This is a genomic window from Neisseria sp. HMSC068C04 (assembly GCF_001810105.1).
GTDB lineage: Bacteria > Pseudomonadota > Gammaproteobacteria > Burkholderiales > Neisseriaceae > Neisseria > Neisseria flavescens_B.
Window position 1 is genome coordinate 2,275 of record NZ_KV800011.1, and the last position, 23,406, is coordinate 25,680.

General features: G+C 49.3%; 17 protein-coding genes. 10 read left to right on the forward strand and 7 right to left on the reverse strand.

Annotation, left to right across the window (positions count from 1 at the left end; translation table 11 throughout):
- Together HMPREF2700_RS10980 and HMPREF2700_RS10985 are read left to right on the forward strand one after the other, a co-directional pair.
- A partial coding sequence (locus tag HMPREF2700_RS10980) for a DUF927 domain-containing protein (protein ID WP_070592142.1) occupies positions 1-1,378 on the forward strand: 1,378 nt, incomplete at its 5' end.
- Between the two features lie 780 nt (positions 1,379-2,158).
- The gene (locus HMPREF2700_RS10985; RefSeq protein ID WP_070592105.1) at positions 2,159-3,499 is read left to right on the forward strand and encodes a DUF2868 domain-containing protein; all 1,341 of its coding nucleotides are present in this window, start codon (positions 2,159-2,161) and stop codon (positions 3,497-3,499) included.
- A 73-nt stretch (positions 3,500-3,572) separates the two neighbouring features.
- Here the strand turns inward: HMPREF2700_RS10985 and HMPREF2700_RS10990 are convergent, their stop codons facing one another.
- From HMPREF2700_RS10990 to grpE, 3 genes are all read right to left on the reverse strand, one after another.
- Positions 3,573-3,791 carry a hypothetical protein gene (locus tag HMPREF2700_RS10990; RefSeq protein ID WP_070592107.1) on the reverse strand — a complete coding sequence of 73 codons (219 nt, stop codon included), beginning with the start codon at positions 3,789-3,791 and terminating at the stop codon, positions 3,573-3,575.
- 267 nt (positions 3,792-4,058) lie between these two features.
- The gene (gene dnaK / locus HMPREF2700_RS10995; protein ID WP_070592108.1) at positions 4,059-5,990 is read right to left on the reverse strand and encodes a molecular chaperone DnaK; all 1,932 of its coding nucleotides are present in this window, start codon (positions 5,988-5,990) and stop codon (positions 4,059-4,061) included.
- 299 nt (positions 5,991-6,289) lie between these two features.
- Positions 6,290-6,850, reverse strand: coding sequence for a nucleotide exchange factor GrpE (gene grpE / locus HMPREF2700_RS11000; RefSeq protein WP_070592109.1), 561 nt, complete (start codon positions 6,848-6,850; stop codon positions 6,290-6,292).
- A 150-nt stretch (positions 6,851-7,000) separates the two neighbouring features.
- Between grpE and cysE the strand changes: the two genes are divergently transcribed.
- The gene (cysE, locus tag HMPREF2700_RS11005; RefSeq protein WP_070592110.1) at positions 7,001-7,819 is read left to right on the forward strand and encodes a serine O-acetyltransferase; all 819 of its coding nucleotides are present in this window, start codon (positions 7,001-7,003) and stop codon (positions 7,817-7,819) included.
- Positions 7,820-7,890: 71 nt separating this feature from the next.
- On the opposite strand, the gene HMPREF2700_RS11010 is transcribed toward cysE, so the two are convergent.
- Positions 7,891-8,481, reverse strand: coding sequence for a tyrosine-protein phosphatase (locus tag HMPREF2700_RS11010; protein ID WP_070592112.1), 591 nt, complete (start codon positions 8,479-8,481; stop codon positions 7,891-7,893).
- Positions 8,482-8,607: 126 nt separating this feature from the next.
- On the opposite strand from HMPREF2700_RS11010, the gene mnmC reads away from it, so the two are divergent.
- Positions 8,608-10,218 (forward strand): FAD-dependent 5-carboxymethylaminomethyl-2-thiouridine(34) oxidoreductase MnmC1, encoded by a 1,611-nt coding sequence (mnmC, locus tag HMPREF2700_RS11015; RefSeq protein WP_070592113.1) that lies wholly within the window; start codon positions 8,608-8,610, stop codon positions 10,216-10,218.
- 77 nt (positions 10,219-10,295) lie between these two features.
- On the opposite strand, the gene HMPREF2700_RS11020 is transcribed toward mnmC, so the two are convergent.
- Both HMPREF2700_RS11020 and HMPREF2700_RS11025 read right to left on the reverse strand, forming a co-directional pair.
- The gene (locus HMPREF2700_RS11020) at positions 10,296-12,668 is read right to left on the reverse strand and encodes a TonB-dependent hemoglobin/transferrin/lactoferrin family receptor (RefSeq protein ID WP_070592115.1); all 2,373 of its coding nucleotides are present in this window, start codon (positions 12,666-12,668) and stop codon (positions 10,296-10,298) included.
- Between the two features lie 176 nt (positions 12,669-12,844).
- Complete coding sequence (locus tag HMPREF2700_RS11025) at positions 12,845-13,468, reverse strand: biliverdin-producing heme oxygenase (protein WP_049329094.1); 624 nt, start codon at positions 13,466-13,468, stop codon at positions 12,845-12,847.
- Between the two features lie 402 nt (positions 13,469-13,870).
- Here HMPREF2700_RS11025 and HMPREF2700_RS11030 point away from each other — a divergent pair, with 402 nt between their 5' ends.
- From HMPREF2700_RS11030 to HMPREF2700_RS11040, 3 genes are read left to right on the forward strand one after another with little or no spacing between them, the layout of a single operon-like run.
- A complete protein-coding gene (locus HMPREF2700_RS11030; RefSeq protein WP_083303995.1) occupies positions 13,871-15,181 on the forward strand; it encodes a paraquat-inducible protein A in 1,311 nt (436 codons plus the stop codon).
- A complete protein-coding gene (pqiB, locus tag HMPREF2700_RS11035) occupies positions 15,178-16,839 on the forward strand; it encodes an intermembrane transport protein PqiB (protein WP_070592118.1) in 1,662 nt (553 codons plus the stop codon). Before HMPREF2700_RS11030 ends, pqiB begins: the two co-directional genes overlap by 4 nt.
- Positions 16,839-17,357 carry a PqiC family protein gene (locus HMPREF2700_RS11040; RefSeq protein WP_070592120.1) on the forward strand — a complete coding sequence of 173 codons (519 nt, stop codon included), beginning with the start codon at positions 16,839-16,841 and terminating at the stop codon, positions 17,355-17,357. The genes pqiB and HMPREF2700_RS11040 overlap by 1 nt, the downstream gene beginning before the upstream one ends.
- Before the next feature lie 56 nt (positions 17,358-17,413).
- Here the strand turns inward: HMPREF2700_RS11040 and grxB are convergent, their stop codons facing one another.
- Positions 17,414-18,124, reverse strand: coding sequence for a glutaredoxin 2 (grxB, locus tag HMPREF2700_RS11045; RefSeq protein WP_070592122.1), 711 nt, complete (start codon positions 18,122-18,124; stop codon positions 17,414-17,416).
- A gap of 88 nt (positions 18,125-18,212) precedes the next feature.
- On the opposite strand from grxB, the gene HMPREF2700_RS11050 reads away from it, so the two are divergent.
- The 3 genes from HMPREF2700_RS11050 to putP all read left to right on the forward strand — a co-directional run bounded on the left by HMPREF2700_RS11050 (position 18,213) and on the right by putP (position 23,400).
- Positions 18,213-20,426 carry a RelA/SpoT family protein gene (locus HMPREF2700_RS11050; protein ID WP_070592123.1) on the forward strand — a complete coding sequence of 738 codons (2,214 nt, stop codon included), beginning with the start codon at positions 18,213-18,215 and terminating at the stop codon, positions 20,424-20,426.
- A 197-nt stretch (positions 20,427-20,623) separates the two neighbouring features.
- Positions 20,624-21,418 (forward strand): formate/nitrite transporter family protein, encoded by a 795-nt coding sequence (locus HMPREF2700_RS11055; protein WP_036493807.1) that lies wholly within the window; start codon positions 20,624-20,626, stop codon positions 21,416-21,418.
- Between the two features lie 455 nt (positions 21,419-21,873).
- Positions 21,874-23,400 carry a sodium/proline symporter PutP gene (gene putP / locus HMPREF2700_RS11060; RefSeq protein WP_070592125.1) on the forward strand — a complete coding sequence of 509 codons (1,527 nt, stop codon included), beginning with the start codon at positions 21,874-21,876 and terminating at the stop codon, positions 23,398-23,400.
- The last annotated feature ends 6 nt before the right edge of the window (positions 23,401-23,406 follow it).

Sequence of the window (23,406 nt, forward strand, 5' to 3'; positions counted from 1 at the left end):
ACTGGCAGACTATTTGCAGAAAGAGGGAAGCCAGGCGGCCTTTACCATTACCGACCGCGCCGGGTGGAACGGGGAAGCCTACATACTGGCAGGCGGGGAAGCCATTAACGCAGACGGAACAAACATTCTATACAACGGAGACACCAGCCAAAAAGACGGTTACACAGAAAAAGGCAGCCTCAAGGAATGGCAGGAACAGGCCGCGCGATACGCAGAGAACAATAGCCGCCTATGCCTTGCTTTAGGTTTAAGCATGGCCGCGCCATTCTTGGCACTTTTGAACGAAGAGGGCGGCGGCTTCCATTTGGCGGGCGATTCATCAAAAGGCAAAACAACCGCCGCGCGGCTTGCCTTGAGTGTATGGGGAGACCCTGAAACCACTAAAGGCAATTGGGACACTACCCCGCTTGGCTTGCAGAATTTAGCTTTAGCCCGTAATGATGGCTTGCTGGTGTTAGATGAAATCGGGCAAACAGCCGACCCCCGAAAAATCCCCCAAATGGTTTACAGCGTTATCAACGGCGTTTCAAAAACGCAGGGCGCAAAAGATGGCGGCAACCGCAGACAGAAAACATGGCGCAATCTGATCCTTTCGACCGGCGAAATAAACCCGGAAAGCCTGATAGGAGACCGCGCCCAATGGAAAGCGGGTAACCATGTTAGATTGCCTGACATACAGGCAGAGGCAAGATATGGCATTTACGACACGTTACACGGCTTCGCAGATGGCGCGAAACTGTCGGAGCATATCAACCAAGCCACAGCCAAGCAACGAGGAACAGCAGGCCGCGCCCTTATCCGCCAAATCCTCAAAGACGGAAAAGAAGCCGCCGCCCAAGCCGTAGAAGCCAGCCGCGCCCGATTCCTTGAGACCTTGCCACCAATGGAGGGACAGGCGCGAAGAATTGCCCTCCGCTTTGCCCTTTTGGCCGCCGTCTTGGAATATGCCGCCCCTATTACCGGCATGAGACAAGGAGCAGGAGAAGCAGGAGTAAGGCAGTGTTTCAATGAATGGCTTGAAGAAAACGGCACAGGAAACCGCGAAGACCGCCGGATTATTGAGCAAGTAATCGCCTTTATGGACGTTAACGCACTGTCAATGCGCTTTTCAGACTGGAACGCCCAAACCTGGAACCAAAATCATGCAGGTTATCGGAAACAAGAGGGGAGCATAGATGAATACTGGATAATCCCCGTAGTCTTTGAAAATGAAGTCTGTAAAGGATACAGCCCGCGCAAAGCGTGTGAAGTCCTACATAATCGCCAATGGTTAAAAAAAGCCGATAACGGCAGATGGAAACACCAGCGCAAACGCAACGGCAGTGCAAGCCGATTCTATGTTTTGATGGGAGAAGCCCCGCCCGACTTTGACGAATAACCAAGAGCAAGCCCGCTATTACCGACAATGGCGGGCTTTTTTACGTCCAAACATTCAGGCAGACCAACCAAGAAAGCATAAAACCAACAGGAAGCCCCCAAAACTCAAAAATTAGGACTGTTTGACCCTTTCCCTATACCTACCCTACCCAATCAATGAAACACGCTTACGGCGCAATTTTAGCCTATTTACGCCATATCTACCAAAAAGGCAGGCAGTGAATAAATAATTTCGACACCAATACGCGCGCGCGAGAGAAAAGCAGCCCCTTGAATTTTGCGAGTCCATAAAAAGAAAGCAAAAATCGGCGGGTAACCACTTAACCGGCAGTGGTAACCAATTCATATAGCATAACTGGTTACCGCATTATCGTTGATTTATAAAGGTTTTTAGGGGCTGGTAACCAGGTAACCAGAGTAACCAGTGCATTTTGTATATATATAGCGTTTTAAATTTGAGATGGAAGCCGCCGGCCTGATCACTCAAATAACAACACGCGCCAAAAAAAGTTATAATGACCGGCACTAGACTGCTAAATTATTTTTTGACCTTTGCAAGATGGGGGGGTTATTTGGGGGTATATTTGAATTGCTTTATTATTTTTATAATATAAAACAATGAATTACCCCTTTAGTTCGCGTCCCTCCGTCCGCACCACACTAAAAATGAGCAGCTTTCGGGCTGCTTTTTTTACATCTATTCCACTACTATACACCCCATTCGAAATCGAAACTGCTTTTACAGCTGTTTCCATTGTATCTTTCAGACGGCCTATCATTTATGTTGAATCCATCGCAAAAACTTGTCGAATTGGTCCGTATCCTTGAAGAACGTGCCTATATTTTTCCGGGAGATCCTGTGCAGGCGACGGAAGCGTTGCGACATATTGATGGCGGCAACGAGGAAAAACTGATACGCCGCGCCCAAATTATTGACCGCGACCAGCATTTGAAATATGTGTTGCAACAGGTGGAGACAGGCTCGTTTTGGCTTTGGATTGTTGCGGCGACGTTATTGTTTACGGTCGGTTTTTCCAGTACTTATCTTTTGATGGACAATCAGGGGCTAAACTTTTTTCTGGTATTGGCCGGGATTTTGGGCATGAATACAGTCATGCTGCTGGTGTGGCTGGCGACTTTATTCTTGCGTTTGAAAAATGTGCACTTTATCAGCAGTCCGGCAACTTGGTTCCGAGGTAAAGACCCGGTCAATCAGGCAATTTTGCGGCTTTATGTGGACGAATGGCGCAAACCGCAAACGCGTTGGCTGATTGGTGCAACTTCGCACAGCCTGTGGCTTTGCACGCTGTCGGGAATGTTGGTTTCTGTTTTGCTGCTGCTTTTGGTGCGTCAATATACGTTCAACTGGGAAAGTACGCTTTTAAGCAATACGGCGTTGGTGAAAACGGTTGAAGCTTTGTCATGGCTGCCGGAACGTTTGGGCTTTCCTGTTCCCGACAGTCAGGCCGTAATTGCAGGCCGTCTGAACAATCATATTGAAGATGCACGCGCTTGGGCGAGCTTACTCATCGGCAGCATCATCTGCTATGGCATTCTGCCGCGCTTGATTGCTTGGCTGGCTTGCAAGATTACTTTAAAAACCCTTCGCGAACGTTTGGATTTGAATCAGCCCTACTATCAAAACATCCTCCGCACATGGCAAACGAAAATTGTTGATGCCGATGATTTTCAGGAAAACATCGTTCCCGTTTCATCCAAAATTACGCTGAATAATGCGCCCAAATGGGCTGTTACACTGGAAACGGAATGGCCTGAGCCGCTTTGGTTTTCCGGCGTTTTGGCGCAAGAATGGATAGACAAAGGTGTGGTCGCCGGCAGAAAAGATTTGGAACAATTAGAAGCCGAATTGAAACAAACTCCGGCGCAACTTCTCATCGGCGTACGCACGCAAACTGTTCCCGACCGCGGCATTTTGCGTCAAATCAGCCGTTTGGCCGAAGCTACAGACGGCGGCGTTATCATTCAACTTTTGAATCAAGACAGTTTCTCTGAAGATTTGGATACCAAACTGGATTATTGGCGCAATGCGCTGGCAGAAAGAAACATTGCCTGGTTGGAGCCGACCCGTTTGGCACAAGAAAAACGGCAAACCTCTATTTGACAGATAAACTAAAGGCCGTCTGAAACCTGATGTTTGGGTTTCAGACGGCCTTATTTATTGTTGAGGATTCATCTTAATGATGTTCGTGGCGATGCTCTTGATGATGTTTAGGCTTGGCTGCATGGCGTTTGGCTTTAGGTGCAGGTTTTTTCATTTTTTGCGGTTTGGCTTTTTTGTGCATACGTTCTTGTTTCGGATGCATTTCGTGTTTGCCGTGTGCAGAAGCGACTGGAGCTAATACCAAACCGGCAGCTGCAACCATCAAAGAGGTCATTTGAATCAGTTTTTTCATATTTATCTTCTTTCAAGGGGTTGATTTGAGGTAAAAATAAGAATTTATTCGCACTCAAGCGATGGACAAATACTAATGGCTTTGACTGTCGGCTACTGTCAGCATTAGGCGAAATCTGTTCAAAATTCGGCAATAGAAGTATGGCAACACGATGATGTAGCAAGGTTTTGAAAGTTTACTGTCAATTTCAACAAAGCGTCTTTACACATTTTCCAAACGACAAAAAGCGCGAACCTTGCGATTCGCGCTTTTTTCAGACGACCTCAATTATTTCTTGTCGTCTTTTACTTCTTCAAAGTCGGCATCTACCACGTCATCGTCTTTCTTGGCGGAAGATGGCTCGGCTTGTGCGCTTTCGCCTGCTTGTGCTTCGGCTTGCGCTTGAGCGTAAACCATTTCGCCCAATTTTTGGCTGGCTGCACCCAAAGCTTCGGCTTTGGCATCGATAGCGGCTTTGTCGTCGCCTTTAACTGCTTCTTCAGCTTCTTTCAACGCAGCTTCGATTTTTTCTTTCTCGGCAGCGTCGAGTTTGTCGCCGTAATCAGCCAGAGATTTTTTCACAGAGTGAATCAGGGCTTCGGCTTGGTTGCGGGAAGCGACCAATTCAGTCAGTTTTTTATCTTCTTCAGCGTTGGCTTCGGCATCTTTCACCATGCGTTCGATTTCTTCTTCGCTCAAACCTGAAGAACCTTGGATGGTGATGTTGGCCGCTTTGCCTGTACCTTTGTCTTTAGCAGAAACGTGCAAGATACCATTGGCGTCAATGTCGAAAGTAACTTCAATTTGCGGCATACCGCGTGGTGCAGGTGCGATGTCGGTCAAATTGAACTGACCCAAAGATTTGTTGGCAGAAGCGCGTTCGCGTTCGCCTTGCAGTACATGGATGGTTACTGCGCTTTGGTTGTCTTCGGCAGTAGAGAACACTTGAGACGCTTTAGTCGGAATAGTAGTGTTCTTTTGAATCAGCTTGGTCATCACGCCGCCCATGGTTTCGATACCCAAAGACAGAGGAGTTACGTCCAGCAGCAATACGTCGCTACGGCCGCCGCTCAATACTTCGCCTTGAATCGCTGCACCTACGGCAACAGCTTCGTCAGGGTTCACGTCTTTACGAGGCTCTTTACCGAAGAAGGCTTTAACGGCTTCTTGTACTTTCGGCATACGGCTTTGACCACCGACCAAAATTACGTCGTCGATGTCGCTGGTGCTCAAGCCGGCATCTTTCAATGCGACTTTACAAGGCTCGATAGAACGTTGAATCAAATCTTCAACCAGGCTTTCAAATTTAGCACGGGTAATTTTCATGGCCAAGTGTTTAGGACCGGTTGCATCCATAGTGATGTATGGCAGGTTGATTTCAGTTTGCTGACCGCTGGACAATTCGATTTTGGCTTTTTCGGCAGCTTCTTTCAGACGTTGCAGAGCCATTACGTCTTGTTTCAAATCAATGCCTTGTTCTTTTTTGAACTCGTCAATGATATAGTCGATCAAGCGTTGGTCGAAGTCTTCGCCACCCAAGAAAGTATCGCCGTTGGTAGCCAATACTTCGAATTGTTTGTCGCCGTCGAGGTTGGCAATTTCGATGATGGAGATATCGAAAGTACCGCCACCCAAGTCATATACGGCTACTTTGCGGTCTTTGTTGTCGCCTTTGTCCATACCGAATGCCAAAGCGGCTGCGGTTGGTTCGTTGATGATACGTTTTACTTCCAAACCTGCGATGCGGCCTGCGTCTTTAGTCGCTTGACGTTGGCTGTCGTTGAAGTAGGCAGGAACGGTAATAACGGCTTCAGTGACTTTCTCGCCCAAGTAAGCTTCAGCGGCTTCTTTCATTTTACGCAGGACTTCTGCGGAAACTTGCGGCGGAGACAGCTCTTTGCCTTGCGCTTTCACCCATGCGTCGCCGTTGTTGACTTTGATGATTTCGAAAGGCATGGATTCGATGTCGCGTTGAACTTCTTTGTCTTCAAATTTATGACCGATCAAACGTTTTACAGCGTAGATGGTGTTTTTAGCGTTGGTTACGGCTTGGCGTTTGGCGGGTGCGCCAACGAGGACTTCGCCGCCGTCCAGATAAGCGATAACGGAAGGAGTGGTGCGTGCACCTTCTGCATTTTCGATCACTTTGGTTTGACCGTTTTCAGAAATGGCCAAACAAGAGTTGGTTGTACCTAAGTCAATACCGATTACTTTTGCCATATTATGTTGCTCCTAATAAACTTTTCTTAATTAATAATCCTGTGGAACATTTCGTTCCGATGGCTTGTAAATAAGGTTGCTTCATTTTTTTTCAAGGCTTAATTTGAATTTTTTTTCAAATTAAATTCAAGTACTTGATTTATTTATCCACAAGCCGTTTATTCTTTTTCAGACGGCCGGCTTTAATTTTTCGATTCCGGTTTATCGGAATGATTTTCCAATAGCGGAACATCGGGCTTTGAAACCGGATAAGGCCGTCTGAAGATTTTATGCTTGATAAACTTTATCAAGCGATGCCTTCAATCTTCTTTTTTCGCCACAACAACCATCGCAGGACGCAGTACACGGTCGGATAATGTGTAGCCTTTTTTCATCACGCTGACGATGGTGTTCGGCTCTTGCTCGCTGACCACTGCCTGCATGGCTTGGTGGTAATGCGGGTCAAGTTTCTCGCCTGCCTGAGGATTGATTTCTTTAATATGGGTGGCATCAAACGCTTTTTGCAATTCGTTCAAAGTCATTTGCACACCCATTTTCAGGGCATCGAAATTACCGCTTTGGTCGAGCAGCGCCATTTCAAGGTAGTCCTTGACAGGCAGCATTTCTGCCGCAAATTTTTGTCCGGCGAATTTATGGGTATCGGCAATTTCTTGCTGATGGCGGCGGCGCAGGTTTTGCTCGTTTGCCAAACCGCGCAGCTCGCTGTCTTTGAGCTGACCTTCCAACTCGGCAATACGCGCCTGCAGATCTTCGTAAGTCGGTTCTGCTTGTTCGGTTTCAACTGCTTCAGCAGTTTCTACGGCTGCCGCTTCTTCGGCTTCGTTTTGGTGTTGTTCGTTACGATCCGTCATTTCTGACATCCTTTTAGAGTGTTAGCATTCAATAACCCATATATAAGGCCGTCTGAAAAAACTTCAAGCACTTGAACGTCGATTATCAAATGCCTTGTTAAAAGATGTTGGAAAACGGTAAGATAGCCATCTGATTTTATTCTTCAGACGGCCTCGAATATGAAAAAAGACCATTTGAATTCAACTGATTTTAATCTGTGGCACACCATCCGCGAAGAAACTGAAGCCGCCGCTGCGGCCGAACCGATGCTGGCGAGCTTCCTGCATCAAACCGTGTTGCGCCACGATTCGCTCGATTCGGTACTTGCCTACCATCTTTCCAGCAAACTCGGTAGCCCGATTATGGACGTGCGCGCGCTGTTTGAAATTTATCAGCAGGCTTTGAGCGTGGACACCCGTATCAGCAAATGCGTCGAGGCCGACTTGAAAGCCATTTACGAGCGTGACCCTGCTTGTGACGAATATTCGCTGCCACTGTTGTATTTCAAAGGTTTCCACGCCGTACAGGCACACCGTATCAACCACTGGCTCTATCAAAACGGCCGTAAAACGCTGGCGTATTTCCTGCAAAACCGCATGTCGGAAGTCTTCGGTGTCGATATCCACCCGGCCGCCCGTTTCGGTCACGGCCTGATGCTCGACCATGCCACCGGTTTTGTGGCCGGCGAAACCGCCGTCTTGGGCAACAACATTTCCATCCTCCACGGCGTAACGCTGGGCGGTTCGGGCAAAGAAAGCGGCGACCGCCACCCGAAAATCGGCAATGGCGTGATGATTGGTGCGAACGCTTCGATTTTGGGCAACATCCGCATCGGCGAAAATGCCAAAATCGGCGCAGGCAGCGTGGTGGTTGCCGATGTACCGTCTTCGATTACCGTTGTCGGCGTACCGGCCAAACCGGTTGGCCGCTCGTCCAAAACCCCGTCTGCCGATATGGATCAAAACATTCAATTATCGACTACGGATTTTGTGATTTAAGCAATCTGCCATTTAAAAGGCCGTCTGAAAACAAATCTTTCAGACGGCCTTTTTCTATTTAAATCTTGGCATTAACCGCGTTTGCGTAAGGCTTCCAAGTGCATTTTAACCTGTTTGACTTTCTCTTCGGTAAACAGGTTGGCAATGTTTTTCCAAATGCTGTGATAACCGTAAGGCCCGTGTTGCATTTCGGCTTTTGCCTCTTCCACCGACCAGCCTTGATAAATAATGCGGTACATTCCGGCAATCAAACCGGTACGATCTGCACCGTGATAACAATGGATAAGCACTGCGCCGTTTTGCTGTTGTTTTTCAATTAAATATAGGATTTCCGCAATCTCTTTCGGCTTAATGCTCCATGACAGCAACGGACGGTTTAGCAAGGTCAAACCATACGCTTTCAAATGGTCGTCATCATTGCGGTCGAAAAAGCGCAGGTTGATCACGCTTTGAATGCCCAGTTTGACGATGGCTTCGCCATCTTCGGCAACAGGCTGCTCGCTGCGATAAAGCTTGTCGTTGATACGATAAAAGTTGGCATCGTGTTTGACGGGCGTTGCCCAGCGTTCGGACTGAACAGCTTTGCTGCCGCTATCCGGCGGCGCGGCCGAACAAGCAATGGGCAAGCCAGAAGCGAGAAGGCACAATAAAAGACGGCGCATAAAATTCCTGTATAAAAATCAATTGGAAATCAAAATATCATGCGATTCTATCAAAACCCGTTCGGATATTCTATCCGTGCAAACCGCGTTACAATAAAGCCTCTTTTTTTCAGACGGCCTTTCATCATGACCTGCCTTGCTTGGAACACCACCCCTTCCCTTGCTACCCTTTGCCGCGCCATCGAACAACATCCCGCGCCGCTTTATTTGATTGTCTGCCTGCCTGAAAACCGTATTCCTGATTTTCCGCTGTCAAATCATCCCTCCGAGCTTGAAGGCCGTCTGAACAAGCGTCTCGCTCAAGCCATGAAATGTCTTCAGTTCAACAGCGTCAATGTTTTGGAAAACCTATTGCCTGATGTGCACCTTTGGCTAGTTCCGCCACACCGCGCCGACCGCTTACACGAACATTTCCATCATATCGAATGGCAAACCGAAGCCATATCCCAATCCACCCCAATTCCTCTAAAACCTTGGTTCAGACGGCCTGAACATCAAGCCGCGCCCGAACACGTCCTGATTATCGGCGCAGGCATTGCCGGCGCAGCAACCGCGCGCAAACTGGCGGAGCACGGCGTCCGCGTTACGGTTTTGGAGGCAGGTAAAGCGGCGCAGGCAGGCAGCGGCAACCGCCAAGGCTTGCTCTACGCCAAAATCTCGCCACACGATACCGAACAAACCGAGCTGCTGCTGACAGGCTACGGCTACACGCGCCGATTATTGGAAGACTTGCTGCCTGATTCCGACGTATGGGGCGGCGACGGCGTATTGCATTTGAATTTTGACAACAGCGAACGCAAACGCAATCAGGCCTTGGGTTTGCAACACCAGCATAAGCACCTCTACCGCATCGTTTCTGCCGAAGAGGCTGCACACATCGCAGGCATAGACGTATTTTCAGACGGCCTTTACTGGCCGCAAGGCGTATGGCTGAATCCGCCCGCCGTTGTATATACCTTATTAAATCATCCGCTGATTGAGTTGCACGAACACTCGCCGCTGACCGCAGTATCGCATGACGGCACACAATGGACGGCACACACGCCGGACGCGCATTTCAACGCCAGCCATATTGTTTACTGTATGGGCGCACACAGCCCGACCGCCGCCGACACCAACGTCTCCACCCTGCCTTTCCGCCAAATCCGCGGACAAACCGGCGTCGTACCTGCCAGCCCGTTTTCACAAAAATTGCGTTGCGCCATTTCCGGCGAAAGCTACATCAGCCCCAGCTGGCAAGGCCGCCACTGCTACGGCGCGACATTTATCCTCAACAGCAACGATGAAACTTGGTATCCGCACGAAGAAGCCGAAAACCGCGTCGCCCTGCACCAGCTCAATCTGCCATTGGCACAATCCCTATTTGAGCAAGATTCATTTTCAGACGGCCTTCAAAACACACAAGGCCATGCCGCCCTACGTTGCGACAGCCTCGACCACTTGCCCGTTGTTGGCGCACTCGGAGACATTGCCGCCATACAGTCCGCCTACGCCAAGCTGGCATTGGACAAGAACTACCGCCTCGACAATATCCCCTGCCCTTACCTGCCCAATGCCTACATCAATACGGCACACGGCACGCGCGGACTGGCGACAGCCCCCATCTGCGCCGCCGCCATTGCAGCCGAAATACTCGGCTTGCCGCATCCGTTATCGCAAAGACTAAGAACCGCGCTACACCCCAACCGCGCCATCATCCGCGCGATTGTTCGGCAGCAGCCGTTGTTATCCGTTTAAAGATTTCGTTTTAAATAAAAAAGGCCGTCTGAAAGTCATCAAAACTTTCAGACGGCCTTTAGCTATCCGTCAACTGCTTAGAATTTCCATTCCAGCGATACAGCGTAATTGCGGCCTGGGGCGCGGTAGCGGTCTAAGCCTTTGCCATCGCGGTCAACGCCGTTGGTGGTGCTGTAGCTGTACAGGCCGCGCAAGGAGTCCCAAGTGGTATTTTTTCGGTTGAACACATTGTACACGCCGGCACGCAAAGTCAGGTTTTTCACTGGTTTGTAGAAGCCGTACATATCAAACACATAAGCCGATTTGTTCAGCCATGGATAATCTACTACTTTTTCTTGCAAAGGCGTACCCCAACCAGTGTTTTCAAACACAGTGTACTGCGCATCTTTGGCTTTTTTCGCACCCAAATAAGTCAGGCGGGAGAACACGCCCCATTTCTCGCTCGGGCTCTCGTAGTCGACACCGGCAATCACTTTTAGAGGCTGAGTGGACAACAAGCTGTTGTTACCTGACAGTTTGCTCTTCGCGTAACCTACAGAACCAAACAGTTTCCAGCCTTCAGGTACGAAAGAAACCACTTGACCCAAATTCAGACGGCCTGTCAGCTCAAGACCCCGGATTCGGGCCTTGTCAATGTTTTGCATCTGCCAATCCAGTTTTTCGGAATAAGGATTGCTACAAATACCATAGTAGTAATTCATCTGAGTACAGCCGACATCGCCACTGGTGGTCAGCGTCTGCTCTTCAGACAAGAAGTTGCGGTAATTGCTTTGATACAGGTTGGCATCCAAAGTACCTTTTTCGCTGCGGCCTTGCAGAGAAAGGGTATGGGTGGTGCTGCGCTCGGCTTTCAGGTTCGGATTAGGCAACCAGTTACCTGAGCCGTGGTTGTAAGTGAAATACACTTCAGACGCATTCGGCACGCGGAAACCGGAAGTTACATCGTAACCCAAACGCCATGTCTGACTCAGCTGTGCAGCCAAGCCGACAAAACCGCTCCAGCCTTTATAAGTGTTGGCTGCAGGTGGTGTTTTGTCACAAGCATGACACTCGGCATTCAGTTGCTGCGGCGTCATTTTGGTGTAGTCGTAACGGATACCTGCGCGGCTGCTAAACACGTCGTTCCATTGGATTTGATCAGACAGCGAGAAACCGTAGTTGTTGGTTTTCACTGGATGCTGAATCGTGCTGGACGTGCGTAAAATACGGCCGCTGAAGTAGTAGTCGTCGCGGTTTAAGTTTTCAAACTCACGCTGGCTGGCGAAAGTTTTAAACGACAAGCGATGTTGGCCGCCCATTTGCAACGGTTGGCTGTCCATACGCAATGTAATGCGTTTGAAGGTTGTATCCATGCTGCGGTTGTAGATTTCGTCCAAATCCTTCTGATTATAGTTGCGCGTCCAGGTAGAATAATCCATCGGGAACGAGCCTTTGTTGTTAACCGCCGCTACTTTGGTTTTCTGATAATCGAAGTCCGCTTTCAACAACGACAACCAATTCGAATCGGGCGTCCACTCGTAAAACAGGTTGGCATTGCGCCGTCTGTTTACGTCATCGGCTTCGCGCCAAGAAGAAGCGGTCAGGTTATAAGACTCTTCGATCGTGTAATTGTGGCCCTGCTGACCGTTGAGAGATGCGCCGATACGATGGTTGTCGTTGATTTGGTAAGCAATCTTACCCAAGAAGCTGTGGTATTTATGTTTGGACGGGTCAGGAATACCACGCGCAGAACCACGGATATTCGCTCCGCTGCCGGCGCCCTCTACCGGATAACCACGCTCGCCCGCGCTTTCAGTCTCATGGCCGCGACGTTGCGAATACAGCAAAGCGGCATCCACGCGGTCGTTGTTCAAACCGAACCCAAGTGTATTTGTCCATTCGCGGTTGCGGCTGCTGTAACCGTTTTTCATCATCACACCGAACTGACGCTCAGGCAACAGCAAATCATGACCTTGCAGGGTTTGGTAATTCACGCCGCCACCCAATGCACCGCTACCGGTATTGAAAGAGTCTGCGCCCTTCACGATTTCGATGTTGCGCACAAGTTCGGGGTCGATAGACAGACGCGAGCTGTTGAAGTTGCCATAACGGGCGTACAGTGAGTTTTCTTCAGAATCAGGCAGGTTTACGCCGTCAATGCTGACGCCGACACGGTTGCCTTCCACGCCGCGAATAGCAAAGCCTTTTTGATGGCGGCCGCTGTCGCTCAAGCCGACGTCGGTGGAATAACGTACCAAGTCTTTGTTGTCGCGCACCATTTCTTGTTGGATACGGCCAAGGTTGACACGTTCCACGGTTGCAGGCGCATTGCGCTGACCTTTAACGCGGACTTCTTTTATCTCTGCTTTAACGGGTGTGGTTTCAGTTGCAGCTTCATCTGCTGCTAATACTGGATTGCCAAAAATACTGCCGACCAGCGCGGCAATAGGGAGCATTTGTAATGGTTTCATATTATCAACTCAAGATGTAATGGATTGTTCATCCATCAGTTAATACATAATAAATTTTCTGATAATCATTAATGATTAATAAGACAGCAACCCGTTCAAACAAAACTTTGTAGTGTAATTAAAGGCCCCCTGCAAACATCTACGCCGAGACCTTGTCTGTTTGATTGAATTATTGTTTAGAGTCTGTGCGGCGTCATACCTTCAGGCGCTTCCGCACCTTCCGGCAAACCGAAGGTTTCACGCAGAATCACTTTATAGAATTCAAAAGCTTCGCGCGCGCCTTGAATGGCTTCCGCTTCAGCTTCCGGAGTCAAGTTCAAAGCATTCAGATGCTCGACAAAAGCGCGCCAGTGTTTGCCGCGGCCGTTTGGATGCGGAGCCAGGTGGCGTGCGCCGAATTCGCCGGTGTATTCGAGTTTTTGAGCGTGTTTAAACAAGAACGCCGCGCCCAAATTAGAACCTTCGGCGCAATACAGCCAGCCGATGGCTTTATTGCCGGTTTCGTGTGGCAATTCTTTGTCAAATTTGTAAGGCTCTTCGCCCAAGTCTTTCAAGTCTTGAGTCACAGCATCGTAACGCGCCATGTATTCAAGTTCAGGAATGGCTTTGTTCAATTCGGCATCTTTATAGATGTGGTCGACAGCCTTATGGAAAACAGATTGAAGTTTCAAGAATTTGATGTAGTTTTCTTTGCTGGAAAAAGGTTGAACGGACATAACCAAGTTATCAACGCTGTCGTGCGTTGTCGTGGTTTGCTCTTTCAAGCGTTTGGCGAAAGTCAGCTCTTGGGTCTCACTCATGATATTTCCTTCGAATAAGGGACAAATGGTTTCAGACGGCCTTTATGGTTAAAAATACCGTCTAATTTGAAAAGAATCGTTTTAAAAACAAAGAAGATAACTTTTAACCTGCTTCAGGTTCATTGATCGCACACCTTCCACAAATCTACAAGTCTCATCGCGTTTTTCAGGAATAAGAATATATATTATTTTCATCCTAATGACAATAAACCAAACTAAGACCTATTAATAAAATTTAACAGCCCATAGCAATAATCTTCCAAAGTCTTTTCAAACTTTTCAGACGGCCCAAACCTTATTAAGCAGCTGCCATTCAATCCAATATCAACCTAAATTTGGGCTATCCTTCTGTTTTCCTTTATAATGTGACACTCTTGCACCTTCTTTATCCCCTGCCGAACCATGAAACGGATTCCTGCCTACCATCGCTGGTGGCGTTACAAGTCTTATCTTCCTGATGCGACGCTGCCTGCACATACGGTGGAATGCCCGGATTGCGGCTGCCGTATGGATATTCCGCGCCTGCGTCAGGGGCAGGAAGCGCATTGTCCGGTGTGCAACCATGAAATTGTGGAGGTGGAAAACAATCCGTATATCGCGCCGATTGCTTATGCGCTGACAACCTTGATTCTGATGGCGTTCGCGTACAATATGGTGTATATCCGCGTCGATTTGTTCGGCGTGACATCGATTTTGTCGCTGCCGCAAATGATGCGGCTTTTGATTTCGCTGGATTACGGTTTTCTGGCGGAAGTGATGTTTATCCTCACCTTCGGCGCGCCTTTACTGTTTTTGCTGCTCTGTCTTTATGTTTATACGGCTTTGATACGCGAAAAGGCCTACCCTGCGCTGCGCTTTGCAACGCGTGTATTGGTGCGGCTGCGTCATTGGATTATGGTGGATGTGTTTTTTATTTCCACTTTGGTGGCGTATATCAAGCTCTCGTCCGTTGCCACAGTAGAGTTCGGCTCGGCGTTTTATCTGATGTTTCCGTTGTCGGTCATGCTGATTCGGACTTCGGTATCAATTCCGCAGCATTGGGTTTATTATAAGATTCACCGTTTAACCGGCGGCCATGCGGTTCAGACGGCCACTGAAGACAAAATCTGTTGCAGCCGTTGCCTGTATTTCCGCGATAAAGACGAGCAACCTTGCGGCGTATGCGGTGCGGACTTATACCGTCGCCGCCCGAAAAGCCTGAGCATTTCTCTGGCGTTTTTAGTCGCGGCGTTTATCCTGTATTTCCCTGCCAACATCCTGCCGATTATGATTTCGTCCAACCCGACGACTTTGGAGATCAATACGATTTTCAACGGCATTGTTTATATGTGGAACGATGGAGACCGCTTGATTGCCATGATTATCTTTAGTGCCAGTATTATGTTGCCGGTTTTGAAGATTATTGCGATGGCGGTTTTGATTTATTCCGCATACTTCAAACCTGTGATGAGCGCGGACAAGATGTCGGTTTTGTATCGGATTACCGAATCCATCGGCCGCTGGTCGATGATTGATATTTTTGTGATTATTCTTTTGATGAGTTCGTTCCACACCAATATGGCGCGCGTCGTGCCGGGTGGTGCGGCGATTTACTTCTGCCTGGTCGTTATTTTGACCATGCTTTCGGCCTATTATTTCGATCCCCGTCTGATTTGGGACAAGCAACAGCAGCTTTCAGACGGCCTTGATTCTGACCAGACCTTAACACAATGAAAAAACACGATTCTTCACCCAATTATCACGCCCCAGCGCGTGTCAAAAAAACCAATGTCTTCACGTCTATCGTGTGGCTGATTCCGCTGATTGCGCTGATTGCCGGCGGCTGGCTTTTGGTTAAAGATATCCGCAACCGCGGCCCTGTCGTTACACTGTTGATGGACAGTGCCGAAGGCATCGAGGTCAACAACACCGTTATTAAAGTGTTGAATGTCGATGTCGGACGCGTTACCCGCATCAAATTGCGCGACGACCAAAAAGGCGTGGAAGTCACTGCCCAGCTCAGCGCCGATGCCAAAGACCTTATCCGCAGCGATACCCAATTTTGGGTAGTCAAACCGCGTATCGACCAAAGCGGCGTTACCGGCTTGGGAACCTTGCTTTCCGGCTCATATATTGCATTTACACCGGGTAAAAGCCAAGAAACCAAAGACATATTTGTCGTCCAAGACATTCCACCGATTGCCGCCATCGGTCAAAGCGGCCTGCGCCTGAATTTGATCGGTAAAAACGACCGCATCCTCAATGTCAGCAGCCCTGTTTTGTATGAAAACTTTATGGTCGGCCAAGTAGAAAGCGCGCATTTCGACCCGTCCGACCAAAGCGTGCATTACACTATCTTCATCCAAAGCCCTAACGACAAACTGATTAATTCCGCCAGCCGTTTCTGGCTGGAAAGCGGCATCAATATCGAAACCACAGGCAGCGGCGTCAAACTCAACTCTGCCCCTCTGCCTGCCCTGCTGTCCGGCGCGATTTCCTTTGACTCGCCCAAAACAAGCGACAGCAAAAACGTTAAAAGCGAAGACAGCTTCACGCTTTACGACAGCCGCAGCGAAGTCGCCAACCTGCCTGACGACCGCTCGCTGTACTACACCGCGTTTTTCAAACAATCCGTCCGCGGTCTGACTGCCGGTTCACCTGTCGAATACAAAGGCCTGAATGTCGGTGTGGTTTCCGATGTCCCCTATTTCGACCGCAACGACAGCCTGCATTTGTTTGAAAACGGTTGGATTCCCGTGCGCATCCGCATCGAGCCTTCCCGTTTGGAAATCAATGCCGACGAACAAAGCAAAGAGCATTGGAAACAACAATTTCAGACGGCCTTAAACAAAGGCCTGACCGCCACCATCTCCAGCAACAACCTGCTGACCGGCAGCAAAATGATTGAGTTGAACGATCAGCCTTCCGCCTCGCCTAAGCTGCGACCGCATACCGTTTATGCAGGCGATACCGTTATCGCAACCCAAGGCGGCGGTTTGGACGATTTACAGGCAAAAGTGGCCGATTTGTTAGACAAGTTCAACAACCTGCCATTGGATAAAACCGTTGCCGGCTTGAACGGCTCGCTTGCCGAGCTCAAGTCCACACTCAAATCTGCCAATGCCGCCCTAAGCTCCATCGACAAACTTGTCGGCAAACCGCAGACACAAAACATCCCTAACGAGTTGAACCAAACCCTGAAAGAATTGCGTCAAACCCTGCAAGGCGTATCGCCTCAATCGCCTATCTACGGCGACGTACAAAATACGCTGCAAAGTTTGGACAAAACCTTAAAAGACGTTCAACCCGTGATTAATACTTTGAAAGAAAAACCCAACGCGCTGATTTTTAACAGCAGCAGCAAAGACCCTATCCCGAAAGGAAGCCGATAATGCGCCTCTTCCCGATTGCCGCCGCCCTGACGCTTGCCGCCTGCGGTACTGCGCAAAGCACACAATATTTCGTCCTGCCCGACAGCCAGTACATCCGACCTGCTGCACAAGGCAACGAAATCGCGGTCAAAGTCAACCTTGCCGAACCGCTTGCCAACGGCGGCCTCGTTTACCAAACCGATGCCTATCATGTGAATCTGGCGAAAAACCACCTTTGGGCGGCACCGCTCGATGGCGCGTTGGCGGCCAACCTCAGCAACAAGCTCAACCGCCTCAATCCGCATCGTACCTTTGTGCCTGCTTCACGCAGCCAAAGCAGCCAAACCCTGAAAGTCTATATCGAAGCCTTCCAAGGTAGCTATCAGGGGCAGACCACCATCAGTGGTTATGCACAATGGCCGGACGGACGCAGCAAACCGTTTAACGCCGTCACACCCCAACAAGGCGACGGCTATACCGCCATGCTCGAATCGTTGGAAAACGGTTTGTCACAGGTTGCCGATACGATTGCCTATTAAACCAAAAGGCCGTCTGAAAAACTTTCAGACGGCCTTTTTCATGTTTCAAACATTTATTACAATGCGCGGTCAAAATACAAAGCCACGCCGGAACGCTCGCTCATCGCCAACAAATAATCCATCAATTTTTGCGGCCATTGAATACCGCGCACAACGGTCAGGTTGCGCAAAATAGGGAAAGTCAGGATATCTTCCAAACTGATTTCACCACCCAAGCCCTCGCCTTCGCACACCAGCGCTTCCAGTTCGGCCAAGTCTTGATGCAGACGCTCCAGATATTGCGCCGTTTTGTTCAGATTAGTCTCGAAATTGCCGATACTTTTCTCTTTTTTGTCGATAAAGTATTTTTTCGCTTCATCGGTCTCAAATTCAGGCAGGCCGATTTTAACCATGCGCGGCTGTACCAATCTGTTATTGTATTCGCCCACTTTGTCCAACCAAGCCTGAATCTCGGGACGAACTTCTTCTTTCAGACGGCCTTGATCGATGTAACGGACAATATCCAAACTCTCGCCCATAAACGAACCGTCTTCTTTTTGCAAAATCGGCACTTGTTTTGAACCAATCATACCAATCGGCGTAGCTTCGTCATCGTTTGCCAAGACAACTTCTTCCACCGCCACATCGCGCAAGCCGAAAATCATCCGCGCACGGACACAAAACGGGCAATGGTCGTAAATGTACAGTTTCATCGAAATACTCCTTAAAATTTCAAAACGGTTAACCATAACACCCAAGGCCGTCTGAAACAAGGTGTTCTGAAACATAGTGCCACATTCGCATACAAATCTAGGGCTGTCGGCAATAAACTGTTACAATAGCAACGTTTTTATCAAAAAGAAAAAAACGCACGCCATGACCACTATTCGCCAAACGCCCCAAACATCGAGTGCAACGCTGGAAGGCCTCCTCGCTTGGTTCGACGGCTATGTTGCCGCGCTGCCCGATTCCGATAAAAACCTGATTCAGACGGCCTTTGACTTAGCTAAAGAACATTACCCTGCCGATGCCCTAACGACTTACGGCGAGCCATTGATGGAACATTTCCTCGGCTCGATGCAAATCGTCAGCGAACTCGACCTTTTGCCCGATGCCGTGGCCGCTACGATTTTGTCCGATATCGGCAAATACGTTCCCACTTGGCGCGAATTGGTTACCGAACGCTGCAACAGCACCGTTTGCGAGCTGGTCAAAGGCGTGGACGAAGTACAGAAACTGACCCAATTCGCCCGCGTGGACAGCCTTGCCACGCCGGAAGAACGCGGCCAACAGGCCGAAACCATGCGCAAAATGCTGTTGGCGATGGTTACCGACATCCGCGTCGTCCTGATCAAACTGGCCATGCGTACGCGCACCCTCCAATTCTTAAGCAACGTTCCCGACAATCCTGAAAAGCGCGCCGTTGCCAAAGAAACCCTCGACATTTTTGCTCCGCTCGCCAACCGCTTGGGCGTGTGGCAACTCAAATGGCAGCTCGAAGATTTGGGCTTCCGTCATCAAGAACCGGAAAAATACCGCGAAATCGCCCTGCTTTTGGACGAAAAACGCACCGAGCGCCTCGAATACATCGAAAACTTCCTCAACATCCTGCGTACGGAACTGAAAAAATACAATATTCATTTTGAAGTTGCCGGAAGACCGAAGCACATCTACTCCATTTACAAAAAAATGGTGAAGAAAAAACTCACTTTTGACGGCTTGTTCGACATCCGTGCAGTACGGATTTTGGTGGACACCATTCCCGAGTGTTACACCACGTTGGGCATTGTCCACAGCCTCTGGCAGCCGATTCCGGGCGAGTTCGACGACTATATCGCCAACCCGAAAGGCAACGGATATAAAAGTTTGCACACCGTCATCGTCGGCCCGGAAGACAAAGGCGTGGAAGTCCAAATCCGCACCTTCGATATGCACCAATTCAACGAATTCGGTGTTGCCGCCCACTGGCGTTACAAAGAGGGCGGCAAGGGCGATTCCGCCTACGAGCAGAAAATCGCCTGGTTGCGCCAACTTTTGGACTGGCGCGAAAACATGGCGGAAAGCGGCAAAGAAGACCTCGCCGCCGCCTTCAAAACCGAGCTTTTCAACGACACGATTTACGTCCTGACCCCGCACGGCAAAGTCCTCTCCCTGCCCACCGGCGCGACCCCCATCGACTTCGCCTACGCCCTGCACAGCAGCGTAGGCGACCGTTGTCGCGGCGCAAAAGTCGAAGGACAAATCGTGCCGCTGTCCACGCCATTGGAAAACGGACAACGCGTTGAAATCATTACTGCCAAAGAGGGAAATCCTTCCGTCAACTGGCTCTACGAAGGCTGGGTCAAATCCAACCGCGCCATCAGTAAAATCCGTGCCTACATCCGCCAGCAAAATGCGGATACCGTGCGCGAAGAAGGCCGCGCCCAGTTAGACAAACAGCTGTCAAAAATCTTCCCCAAACCCAATCTGCAAGCATTGGCGGAAAAACTTGGCTTCAAAAAAACCGACGAACTCTATACAGCCATCGGTCAGGGCGAAGTTTCTAACCGCGCCATCCACAAAGCCTGCGGCGCGCTGAATGAACCGCCTCCTGTACCGATTGATGAAACCAATATCGTCAAGCAGTCCAAAATCAAAAAAGGCGGCAAAAACGGCATTTTGATTGACGGCGAAGACGGCCTGATGACCACGCTTGCCAAATGCTGCAAACCGGCACCTCCTGACGATATTGTGGGTTTTGTTACGCGCGACCGCGGTATTTCCGTCCACCGCAATACCTGCCCTTCTTTCCGCCATCTTGCCGAGCAGGCTCCGGAAAAAGTGTTGAACGCAAGCTGGGCAGCCCTGCAGGAAGGACAAGTGTTTGCCGTCGATGTTGAAATCCGCGCCCAAGACCGCTCCGGTTTACTGCGCGACGTTTCGGATGCGCTGGCGCGTCATAAACTCAACGTTACCGCGGTGCAAACCCAATCACGCGATTTGGAAGCCAGCATGCGCTTTACCCTTGAAGTCCGCCAAGTCAACGACCTGCCGCGCGTATTAGCCAGCTTGGGCGACATCAAAGGCGTTTTAAGCGTAACGCGCTTGTAATTCCCATCCCCCATCTAAAGGCCGTCTGAAAGTATTGCTTTCAGACGGCCTTTCACACATCGGCTGCCAATATATAACCTACGCTTCTATCCTTACAATCAGCCGTTATTTCCTGTCCGCCATATTCTCAGGCAAACTCGCCATCCGTATGATAAAGAAAGATATTTTTATTCTTATATTAACCTTAAGGAAACTTCATGGATACACGAGACCTGTTCCCTCATGAAATTTTGCAGGACGCTATCGGCAAGAGTTGCGCCAAATCTGAATTCAGCATCAAAATGTTGGTGATTTTGAGTTTCTTAGGCGGCGGCTATGTCGGCTTCGGCTATCTTGCCTGCCTGCGCGTCATCAGCGGCATTCCAGCCGAATGGAACGGCCTGGCCGCCCTTTTGGGCGCATCCGTGTTCCCGATTGCACTGATTTGTATCTTAATCGGCGGCGGCGAGTTGGCAACAGGCAATATGATGATTATGGCTTTGGGCAGATTGACCGGCCGCGTCAGCACCCACAAATTGGTGCGCAACTGGCTGATTGTCAGCTTGGGCAATCTGGCAGGCGCCGTTGCCATGGCCTATTTTCTCGGCCACTACGTCGGCCTTGCCGAAGGGCCGGCCACAGCGAAAACCATTGCCATTGCCGAAGCTAAAGTCAATATGGACTTCGGCCGCGCATTCGTTTCTGCCATCGCATGTAACTGGATGGTGTGTATGGGCATCTGGTTTTACTTCGGTGCACGCCATACTTCAGGACGAATCTTAGCCATGTGGTTCCCTGTTATGATCTTCGTATTAATCGGTTTCCAACACTTTGTTGCCAATATGTTCATCATTCCGGCCGGTATTTGGGCGGGCGCAAATGTCAGCTGGGGTCAATTTTTCTACAATATGATTCCCGTTTTCTTAGGCAACGTCCTGGGCGGGTCATCCTTTGTCGCAGCCTCTTATCTCTTTGCTTACAAACACTTACTAAAAGACGATTTTTCTATTTAATGTAGTCTTTTTTTTCTAAAAACCCCGTATCTGCCCGACACAGATACGGGGTTTCTGCACAAGGCCGTCTGAAAGTCCAAGTCGTTTAATTACTTTTTCTCTTTAATCCTCAAAAAACATCAGGAAAGATAGTTTCACACACTTTCCTTCGTCATCATCGGTAAAAATTTATATATTTTTATGTTTTTAAATGACTTAGCCAAAAGGCGGCATCAATTTCGAATAAAGGCTGAGTTCTTCGCTTTGCAAAAGCGACTTTTTGCGGTATGCTGGTTTAAATTATTTACAATTTAATGCATTAAAATTTCGTATTTTATTGTATTTGAAAATAATTTATCCTGACTCTCTCGTGAAAAACAGGATTTTTAAGCTGTATTTTTATTAGAAAAAAGTTTGGGTACGAATTGCTTGCAATTTCAAAACCCGTATTTATAAGTTAGATGAGGAATAAGTACATGAATCCCATGTATATCACTTTCGCGATCTATTTGGTCGCCGTATTACTGATCGGCCTCGCCGCCTATTTTTCAACACGCAACTTCGACGACTACATTCTCGGCGGCCGCAGCTTGGGTCCGTTCGTGACCGCGATGTCTGCCGGTGCTTCCGATATGTCAGGTTGGCTTTTGATGGGCTTACCAGGTGCCATTTACCTGAGCGGTTTGAATGAAGCTTGGATCGCCATTGGTCTGATTGTGGGTGCATACCTCAACTGGCTCTTGGTTGCAGGCCGTCTGCGCGTACATACCGAATACGCCAACAACGCGCTGACGCTTCCTGATTACTTCTTCCACCGTTTCGGTGCCGGCGGTCACTTGATGAAAGTGGTTTCTGCACTGATTATCTTGTTCTTCTTCACTATTTACTGTGCTTCAGGCATCGTAGCCGGTGCTACCCTGTTCCAAAGCCTGTTCCACGGTATGTCTTACACCCAAGCCATGTGGCTGGGTGCCGGCGCGACCATCGCCTACACTTTCTTGGGCGGTTTCTTGGCTGTAAGCTGGACCGATACCCTGCAAGCTTCTTTGATGATTTTTGCATTGGTATTGACTCCTGTAATGGTGTACTTGGGTTTGGGCGGTGCGGATCAAATGAACGCGGCCATCCAACAAGTTGCCGCTTCTACTGGTAAAGAATACGGCAGCCTGTTTGCCGGTACTACTTTCATCGGCATTATCTCTACCGCCGCTTGGGGCTTGGGCTATTTCGGTCAACCACACATTTTGGCCCGTTTCATGGCTGCCGAAAGCGCTAAATCTCTGGTTTCTGCACGCCGTATCGGTATGACTTGGATGATTCTGTGTATGGCCGGTGCCGTGGCTGTCGGCTACTTCGGTATCGCTTACTTCGGTGCCAACCCTGCCCACGTTGAAGAAATGAACGGCAACCACGAACGTATCTTCATCGCTTTGGCTACCCTGCTCTTCAACCCTTGGATTGCCGGTATCATCTTGAGCGCGATTCTTGCCGCCGTAATGTCCACCCTGTCTTGCCAATTGTTGGTTTGCTCCAGCGCGATTACCGAAGACTTCTATAAAGGCTTCCTGCGTAAAAATGCCCAACAAACTGAATTGGTATGGATTGGCCGCGTAATGGTATTGGCGATTGCCGTGATTTCCATCCTGATTGCTTCTGACCCTGAAAGCAAAGTATTGGGCTTGGTAGCTTACGCATGGGCCGGCTTTGGTGCTGCATTTGGTCCGGTTGTTATCCTGTCTGTTTTGTGGAAACGCATTACTGCCTACGGTGCACTCTCCGGCATGATTGCTGGTGCGCTGACTGTGGTTGTTTGGGCTGAGTGGATCAAAAAACCTGCTTTGGCCGCACAAGAAACAGGCTTCTCTACCGTATATGAAATCGTTCCCGGCTTCATCGCTTGTACCCTCGTGATTGTTTTGGTATCCCTGATCGACAAACAACCGTCACGCGAATTGCAAGAACGTTTCGAAAAAGCAGACGCAGAATACCGCGCCTCTAAATAAGACGTT